The sequence below is a fragment of the Microcystis sp. M083S1 genome, from assembly GCF_020246405.1.
Taxonomy (GTDB): domain Bacteria; phylum Cyanobacteriota; class Cyanobacteriia; order Cyanobacteriales; family Microcystaceae; genus Microcystis; species Microcystis aeruginosa_C.
The window spans coordinates 1-9,229 of record NZ_JADBTB010000057.1 but is presented as its reverse complement, the minus strand read 5'-3'; the positions used below and the strand labels follow the sequence as shown (position 1 = coordinate 9,229).

Here is a 9,229-nt window from a genome sequence, read left to right as displayed (position 1 = left end):
GAATTAATAAAATAATTTGTTGTAGATGTAGGTTACTTTCCAAAGGGGGTTCATCACTCCAAAATTCGCCTTCTGGGAAGATTATCTCAGGGTTTACATGAGACTCCACTAGGGGTAAGCTTTCAGCGATAGTCATGGTTTGTCCAACAGAGATAGGTCGATAATTAATTATAAACTAAATTTGTTACAGCAGTTAGCAATCAGTCCTCAGCCCTTAACTATTTCACTGTAGATTTATCAATGTTTTAACCTTGCGGATTAGTGCTATCTTGGGGAAGTTGTTGATATTTTTTGTATTCGATTTGACTAAACTAGAGCTACCTTTTCTCTAAAATTAGTAAATATTCGGATTTCATGCCATCAGGATTTTTATTCTTGCGAGATTTGAATAATTGTCTGGTTTTAATTCTATCCTCAAAGACGGTATCAAAAACAAAGCCATTTTCCTGAAAATATTCCTTTAATATTCGCCAAGTTTCTACTTCCACTCCATCCACTTTTGGATTACCCACAAAAATGCAAGCTTTGCCAGCTTGTTTTAATTTTCTGGTGGCATTTTCTAAAGCGTTGATAGTGTGACAAAAATAGGAATCGAGTATTTTATGTAAATTCTCTTTCTCTAAACTCGATCTCACTTGATTTAGGGTTTCAGTTTCGATTAATCTGGTAGCCTGTCGGTAGGGAATTTCTAGCTTAGAGATTTTTTGTACTTCTTTTTCTGTATATCCTAACCAATATAAATCTAGTTTTGCTGTTCTGATATATTCCTGTGCTTGCAGATAGGGGGGGGAACTAATTAAACAATCTAACTCTAGATTTTGCTCGATCTCAAAAGTGGCACTATCTACTCCTCCATAAAAAAGCACTTGATTATAATTATGCCAAGTTACGGTAATATATTGATTAACGCTGGTTAAAGTTTCAAAACTCATATCTTTAATCGTTCGTTTTAATTCCTCTTGCCAATCTCTTTGTAATAGTTCCTGTATATCTGATTTTTTGTATTTCGATTGAAATAATTTAGGTTTGGTATGTTCTGCATAGGAAAACTGTTTACTAACTTTCACTAAAACCGATTGAATAATCTGGGAATACAAATCAGGTTCTAGACTTTTTTGACCTGCCCAAAGTTTCTGCAAAACTGCTAAAATCTCCTCTGGATACCAATAGTTTAAATTTGACCACTGAGGGTTAAATTTATCCTTGCTGGCAAAAACTTCTAAGATTTTTTTATCTAACTCTGAGTAACTCAATGGTTCTTGGTGTTCTGTGATCTTAATCGGAATAATATGGTTTAAAAGATAATTCAGGTCAGTTAAAACCGCATTTCTTTGACAAAGTTTAGCCTCTAAACCCACCGTACCTGAACCGGCAAAAGGATCGATAATCCAATCATCCTTTTTACTGTAATTATCAAGGCAAAATCTCACCACTTGGGGAATAAATTTGGCAGGATAATAATAGATGCTATGGGTTAGATAACTGGTGCTGGTGATTTCTGGTACTAAATCTCGAAACGAAACTAATCGCGGGGTTCCCCGATCAAATTCTTCTAAATTGTTAAAAGCGAAAAGTTCTAACTGCATGATTCGGCTATCAATTCTGCTTAGGGTGGATCGGCCAATTAAAATAAAGATTAAAACCGTAGTCGATCAATATTCTAACTTATCGTCCCTTAACCTAACCGACAACTCAGCTTTTTTGCTTTTTACTTTTTACTTAACGTGATATACTGCCAAAGGAAAAAATGACGTTTTAATTAGTCTGCGTGAATAGCCAATCCTCGACAATTATAGAACAGGTTAGAGTCCTTGACCCCCTGACACAAACCGATCGCATTGCCGATGTCTGGATTGAGGAGGGGGTAATTAAAGCGATCGAATCTCAGCTTCCCCCAAGAGAAAATAGTAACTATATTTCCGGTCAAAACTGTATTTTTGCTCCCGGATTAGTCGATCTCTACAGTCATTCTGGGGAACCCGGCCATGAGGACAGAGAAACCCTCGCATCTTTGCTTAAAGCGGCCACGGCCGGAGGTTGCACCCGGGTGGCAATTCTCCCCAATACTCTTCCCCCCCTCGATCACCCCGCACTTCTTAGCACATTACAGCAAAAAAGTCAAGGGTTTTTTGACTCAAAATCGACCCGTCTGCATTTTTGGGCAAGTCTCACCCTAGGAAGGCAAGGGCAAAAAATGACCGAATTAGCCGATTTAATGCCTGTAGCGGTGGGTTTTACCGATAATCGCAGTCTGGAAGATTTGGGACTGTTGCGGCACTTATTGGAATACCTAAAACCCTTCGGTAAAAATATCGCCCTTTCCCCGGTAAATCAGCAATTAAAGGGTAATGGAGTCATGCGTGAGGGAGAAACCTCGATTCGCCTAGGTTTACCGGGGGATCCTGCTATTTCCGAAACCACTGCTTTAGCCACAATTTTAGAAATCGTCGGCGAAATTAATACACCTGTTCACCTAATGCGAATTTCTACCCGTCGAGGAGTGGAATTAATTCGCGAGGCAAAAATGCGGGGATTGCCGATAACCGCTAGTGTGACGTGGTTGCATCTCCTCTTAAATACAGGATCGATCGCCAGCTATCATCCCAGTTTACACCTCGCTCCACCCTTGGGCAACGAAAGCGATCGCAAGGCGTTAATTGCGGCAATTAAGGAGGGAATTATCGACGCAATCGCGATCGATCATCGTCCCTATACCTACGAAGAAAAAACCGTCTCTTTTGCAGAAGCACCCCCCGGCGCGATCGGGTTAGAATTAGCTTTACCGCTACTCTGGGAAAAATTAGTAATAACCGGGCAATTATCAGCTTTACAATTATGGCAAGCGCTTAGTCTCAATCCCTGTCATTGTTTACAACAAAAACCGGCATCTCTCAACCCCGGTAATCCCGCAGAAGCAATTCTTTTTCATCCCCAAGCAAGCTGGAAAGTAACAGCAAATAATCTTCACTCCCTCAGTCATAATACTTTCTGGTTAAATCAAACAATTACGGGAAAAGTGTTAGAAATGTGGAATTTTTAAAAGGTGGCCAATTTCTATCTTGAGACTCTCCTAGTTTTTTGGATAATAATCAGCTAGAATTCTAGAGAGAACTAGAGTAATGCCATGGAAAAAGAACTGGTATCGGACAAGCGCGGTTATCTGCTTCGCACGGTGGCAGAAGCTAAAGAAATTGTCCTTAATTGGTTGCGGGAAATAAATTTAGTTAATGCGATTAAATTAGGTTTACCAGAAGTGGATGACAGATATCATATTTGGCGAGTTCCTTTATGTAACGAACAGAAAAAAACCGTTGGGGAAGTGGTGATCGATGCCTACACCACCGAAATTTTAGCCGATAGGACAACCCGGACTGAAATTATTATCGCTCGTCTGTTAAAACAGGATGAATCTAAATTAGAAACCCCCAAGAAAACTAAAAAAGAATATAAGCTTTCCTCTCTGAGAAATACCATCGGATTTGGTGATTGTAGCGAACTTTTGGAGGAAATGCCAGCAGAAAGTGTTGATTTAATCTTTACCTCACCACCCTATTTTAATGCTCGTCCAGAATATTCAGAATTTGAAGAATACGAAAGCTATCTATTGAAGCTGCGACAGGTGATCAGAAAATGTCATCGAGTTTTGAGTGAAGGACGTTTTTTTGTCATTAATATTTCTCCCGTGCTGTTGCGTCGCGCTTCGCGTAATCAAGCTTCTAAACGTATTGCTGTTCCCTTTGATTTGCATCGAATTTTTATTGAAGAAGGTTACGACTTTATTGATGATATTATTTGGCTAAAACCAGAGGGAGCAGGGTGGGCAACTGGTAGAGGGCGCAGATTTGCCGCCGATCGAAACCCTCTCCAATACAAAACCGTGCCAGTGACTGAATACGTTTTAGTCTATCGTAAACACACGGATTTACTCATCGATTGGCATATTCGCAATCATCCCGATCAAGAAGTAGTAAAAGCCTCAAAAATTGCCGATGGTTATGAACGCACTAATGTTTGGAAAATTAACCCAGTCACTAACTCAAAACATCCCGCCGCTTTTCCCGTAGAATTGGCAGAAAAAGTGATTACCTATTACTCTTTTAAAGGTGATGTGGTTTTAGATCCCTTTGCTGGTTCAGGAACCGTGGGACTAGCGGCCGCTTCTTTAGATAGACGTTTTGTTTTATTCGAGAGTAATTTTAATTATATTGAACTGATACAAAAGCTAATTACTGAAGGCAATCAGGCTGATTTAGACTCAATTATTTGGCTTAATTGTCCGTTATAACACTAACAACAAGCAAGATAAACCCCATGACAGCCAGTAAAAGTCACGCTTATTTTACTCCAAAAGACTATCTAGAAATAGAGAAAATTAGCCCCATTAAACCAGAATATATACAATGGTAAATCTTGGCAATGGCTGGGACAAGTAAAGCCCATGTTATCATCACAGGTAAGTAGGTAGGCGTTAAAAATTATCAGATGCCCCCCTTATTAAGGGGGGACTCAGGGGGGATCGGCACACCCCTTATTAAGGGGGGACTCAGGGGGGATCGAACCTAAAATCCATTTTTAATTTAATTATAACCAGCTACTTAATCTTTCAGCCCAACTAATTAACCGTAACCTTTGAGGGGGGAACAGAAGCACTGTATTGGCTAAAAAAAGAAAAAGCTCCCACCATCAAGGTGACAGCTAACTTGATTCTCTATTTGCACTGAATACAATTTAATTTGCTATCAGAATCCTAATGTCTTGGAATTCATGACCGACGCAATAGTTAAAGACAGTTTATTTATGGAATTGGTGAAGTAGGTCGCGAAATTCCGGAAAACTAATCTGATTATCGCGACTTGTATCGGCCTGTTGTAACATAGCTTCGATTTCCTTGTCTGTCACCCCCGGTTCGATCGCCTGAAGACAAGCTTTTAACTCCTCAAGACTAATTTGTCCCGAACCATCGCTATCGAATAGCTGGAATCTTTCCAATAAAATCCTTTCCTGTTGATCACGATCGCTGTCACTACTAAAAGATAGACGATCGAAGACCTGAAAAGCGCGGGCGATATTTTGCCATAATTGATGGGCCAAAGGACGATGGAGAATCGTTTCCTCCTCCTGACCGGTAACTCCGTACTCCCGACGCAAAGACTCGACAGTTTCCGTTTCCGAGGCCGGCAATTCCGTCAATAAATGCTTGATCGCCTCCCTGGAACTCTTACCGGTTAACACTTCCAGCAATTCTGACCCCACCTTGCGATCGGGGTCTTTTTTCCAAGTCACCAAGAGACTTTCTAACAAAGCATCGCGATAACTCTGCAAACGTAACCAATCCTCGCGACTATACTGCTTGTCCGGATCGAGAAGTTCGGCCGATTCCACACCCAACTCTGTTAGAATTGCCTGATGTTCTGCCTCGGTAATCGTCAACTCTAAGCGCATTTGTTCTAGGATTTCGAGGCTGTGGCCGAAGTCAGTATATCCCTCCTCCAAAGCCTCTTTTAACACGGCTTTATAGGCTTTTAAACACTTCTGGTGGGTGAAATCCGGCAGTATCTTGGCCAACACATACACCTCATCTGCGTCCAAAGTTTCCAGCGATCGCCCATCGAGATATTTAGCCGTATCGAGACCCAGTTTACCCAACTGTTTACGCAATCTTCCCGCTAGTCCTTCCCGTTGGTAACGACTCGGATCCCTTATCCAAGTGCGATATAACCATAAACTACTCAAAACAGCCGCTAAAATACTAGCGAAATAATGCCAAAATTTTGGCAAAAGATTAATAAAAGGACGACCACCGAAAATAAAGAAGAAATTGAAAATCAGAAAAGTTCCGAAAGTAAAGACTCGATGACGGATAATTTCGGTCGGTAAGGGCGACTTTTTGCGAATTCTATAGACTTTATAGGCATTTTCCACTTTTTTACCGAGAAAGTAACCCAAAAAAGTGCAGATTGCCAAAGTTAAGGGAACAGCTACCAACTTCGGAATCGGAATCTGATTACCCGCAAGATAAAAACCCGGTTTAAAGAGGGATTCTAGTTGATTTTCTTCGTGCGCCCAAGCTCCAGAGAAATAATAGTCCCAATTGCCAGCATAGAGATAATAATAGATAAAATAGCCAACAACTAAGCCAAAATAACCGTAATAAAGCCATTGGCGATCTCTGCTAGTAATCCCATCCCAATAGGATCTTTCCGCATCGATATCGATACAGGGACTCTGACAGGCAACACAGGCACTTTGTTCGCTACCATCTTCCCGGACAATGCGACACATAGATTGAGTAATCCCACCGCGACTGTCTTCGTGAGCGGTACTATTTAGTAAACCCCTCGGTTCACCGTAAATCCTTTCCACTGGACTCATGGGACAGAAATAGTTACACCAAGATTTGCCCCCATACCAATAACCCACAAAGATCGCCACTAGAATAGTAAAGATTAAAAAGCTGCCTAAGACTAAGCGATCGGAATTATAAAAAAGAATCCGTCCGCATAAACCCAAAAATAACAGACTTAATTGTAGATAGAGATAATTCCGGGCTAACCAAGAGTTTTTCGGCACTTTATAGATTTCAGATCGGACTTTTCCCGATTTATCGGTCTGTTTTTTCTGACGCTGTTTACCCAAAGCGCGCGGTATTTGAGAAAGAAAGGATAAAGGACAGATACGCCGCCAGAGTTCGTGACCTAATACTAATAAGATAAAAACACCACTAGGAACCACTATTCCCCAAAAAATCGGCGCACCTAACTGATAGGAGGATTGGAGTAGGCAAACTCCCTGGACTTTAATGCACACATCGCGAGCAACTCTCAGGGGACTAGAGAGATTATTAGGATCGGTTAATTTTGCTGAAATAGGGTCAAAAAACAGAGAAAATATCAGAATTAACCAAGCGATGGTCACAACCCATCGCAGATAGTGCATTGAGCGTTCGGGAATTTGTGCAAACATATACATAAATCTGAGTCAAGCCGCTTTGCTAAAATAATATCCAAGTTTCCAATCGATCATTCGGGAATTTTTGTAAACATCCCAGTGGGTGAAAATGCAGTGGACTAATAACACCGGGCAACAAAGTCAGGCCCCCTCGCGTCCATGATGGTACTAGCACGAGTCTCGATCTCGTCAGCAATGGGACTAATCTTACTTTTTCTACCCCCGAGGAAATTCCCCTTCCAGCGGCAGAATGCGGCCTTGACAAATTAACAGTGATCCAGTAGATGTAGGGAGATTGTCTTAAAATATTATCTACGCTGCTACTATCACTAAACTAGAACATTAAAGAGCGTATTGGCTTAATCCTTCTCAAAAGTTAAAATTCTATGGCTGAAAGCTTGAACCATAAATCCGAAAAACCCTCTCCTCCTCCCGTCCCCCAAGAAAACCCTTGGCTAGAAGCAGTTAAAACCATTGTCACGGCTGGAATTTTGGCTTTTGGTATCCGCACTTTTGTGGCCGAGGCCCGTTATATTCCCTCTTCTTCCATGGAACCCACTCTCCAGATTAATGATCGCCTCATTATCGAGAAAGTTAGCTATCATTTTCAGAAGCCAGAACGGGGTGATATAGTGGTTTTTAGTCCGACAGCCGCTCTCAAAGCTCAAAATTTTCAGGATGCTTTTATTAAACGGGTGATTGGACTGCCGGGGGATAAGGTGCAAGTCAAAAACGGTCTAGTTTACGTCAACGGTAAAGTTTTAGCGGAAAAGTATATCGCCGAAGAACCTAATTATGCTTACGGACCGGTGACAGTTCCCCCCGATCAATATCTGGTTTTGGGCGATAATCGCAATAATAGTTATGATTCCCACGCTTGGGGCTTCGTTCCCCGGGAAAACTTAATCGGTCGCGCCGTGGTGCGTTTTTGGCCCTTTAATCGTCTGGGAGGACTTGACAACCCCGACGCTGCCACAAATCAGAATTAATGTCAAGAAAATAAATATAAAAATTCCCCCTAAAACTAGGGGGATTCGAGCATCTATTTAAACATATTACTTACGGAATTGTCCTCATGAATGCGCCATATTGCCTCACCCAGAATCGGGGCAACCGGCAAGACTTTCAGTTGCGGGAAAAAATGTTCTTGGGGGACGGGAATCGTGTTAGTAACGATCACTTCCTCGACTATGCCACTGGATAAACGCTCGATCGCAGGACCGGAAAAAACCGGATGGGTGGCACAAGCATAAACCTGTCGCGCCCCCTTGGCTTTCAGTAACTGCGCCCCTTGAGCGATCGTACCGGCCGTATCGATCATATCATCGACTAAAACCGCCGTTTTATCCTTAACATCGCCGATCAAGTTCATCACTTCCGCCACATTATGGGTTTGCCGGCGTTTATCAATAATTGCTAGGGGCGCATCATTGAGTTTTTTGGCAAAAGCCCGCGCCCTAGCCACCCCACCCACATCGGGAGAAACCACGACGATATCGGGTAATTGTTTACTGAGAAGATAGTCCACCACCACTGGGGAACCGTAAACGTGATCGAAGGGAATATCGAAATAACCTTGAATTTGGGCTGAATGCAAATCCATGGCCAACACGCGACTTGCCCCCGCTTCCGTGATCAGATTAGCCACCAGTTTGGCGGCGATCGATTCCCGGCCGGCGGTTTTGCGATCGGCGCGAGCATAACCATAATAGGGAATTACGGCGGTAATTTGTCGGGCAGAAGCACGACGACAGGCATCGATCATGATCAACAATTCCATCAAATGATCGTTGACGGGATTGCAACAGGGTTGAATTAAATAGACATCACAGCCCCGGATCGATTCCTGAATCTGGATGTACAATTCACCATCGGCGAAACGTTTACGAATCATCGGACCCACATCCATGCCCAGATAACGGGCCACCTCTTGGGCAAGAGATACATTAGCGGATCCCGAAAAGAGACGAAGACGATTGCTGTCCGACGCGGCGGGAAACATCGGATGTCGCATCAAAGTAGCAGAATAGCTCACAGCAGATTCTTTACCCTCAAACTCAAGGCACTTTTTTCTATCATCTCAGTTTTGTTGAAAATCTGAGTGGATTTCTTTGTTAGATCTCAATCTTAACCAATTACCGATCATCGGAAATTTTGGGTCTGAAACCCCGCCGTTCTAGGTTGGCTTTACGTTAGAATTAAAAGGCCAGTCTCGAAAACCAAGTGGACGGCGCAGCACCTTGAAAACTCGGCTTAGGGGGTTCCGACCAGAAAAGCTTGG

General features: G+C 42.4%; 6 protein-coding genes and 1 pseudogene. 3 read left to right on the top strand and 4 right to left on the bottom strand.

Annotated features, from left to right (window positions below):
• Positions 1-136: pseudogene (locus IM450_RS05180) on the bottom strand (Uma2 family endonuclease); the annotation flags it as partial.
• Between the two features lie 181 nt (positions 137-317).
• On the bottom strand, positions 318-1,586 hold the full coding sequence (locus IM450_RS05175) for a DNA methyltransferase (protein ID WP_287669028.1): 1,269 nt from the start codon (positions 1,584-1,586) through the stop codon (positions 318-320).
• Between the two features lie 182 nt (positions 1,587-1,768).
• Between IM450_RS05175 and IM450_RS05170 the strand changes: the two genes are divergently transcribed.
• Together IM450_RS05170 and IM450_RS05165 are read left to right on the top strand one after the other, a co-directional pair.
• Positions 1,769-3,040 (top strand): dihydroorotase, encoded by a 1,272-nt coding sequence (locus IM450_RS05170; protein WP_287669031.1) that lies wholly within the window; start codon positions 1,769-1,771, stop codon positions 3,038-3,040.
• An 84-nt stretch (positions 3,041-3,124) separates the two neighbouring features.
• On the top strand, positions 3,125-4,285 hold the full coding sequence (locus IM450_RS05165) for a DNA-methyltransferase (protein ID WP_287669033.1): 1,161 nt from the start codon (positions 3,125-3,127) through the stop codon (positions 4,283-4,285).
• Between the two features lie 506 nt (positions 4,286-4,791).
• Here IM450_RS05165 and IM450_RS05160 read toward each other — a convergent pair.
• Complete coding sequence (locus IM450_RS05160) at positions 4,792-6,963, bottom strand: EF-hand domain-containing protein (RefSeq protein WP_287669035.1); 2,172 nt, start codon at positions 6,961-6,963, stop codon at positions 4,792-4,794.
• A gap of 371 nt (positions 6,964-7,334) precedes the next feature.
• On the opposite strand from IM450_RS05160, the gene lepB reads away from it, so the two are divergent.
• Entirely contained in the window at positions 7,335-7,937 is a 603-nt protein-coding gene (lepB, locus tag IM450_RS05155; RefSeq protein WP_287669037.1) for a signal peptidase I, read from the top strand.
• A 53-nt stretch (positions 7,938-7,990) separates the two neighbouring features.
• Here lepB and IM450_RS05150 read toward each other — a convergent pair whose 3' ends face one another.
• Complete coding sequence (locus IM450_RS05150) at positions 7,991-8,962, bottom strand: ribose-phosphate pyrophosphokinase (protein WP_002783137.1); 972 nt, start codon at positions 8,960-8,962, stop codon at positions 7,991-7,993.
• Positions 8,963-9,229: the final 267 nt, after the last annotated feature.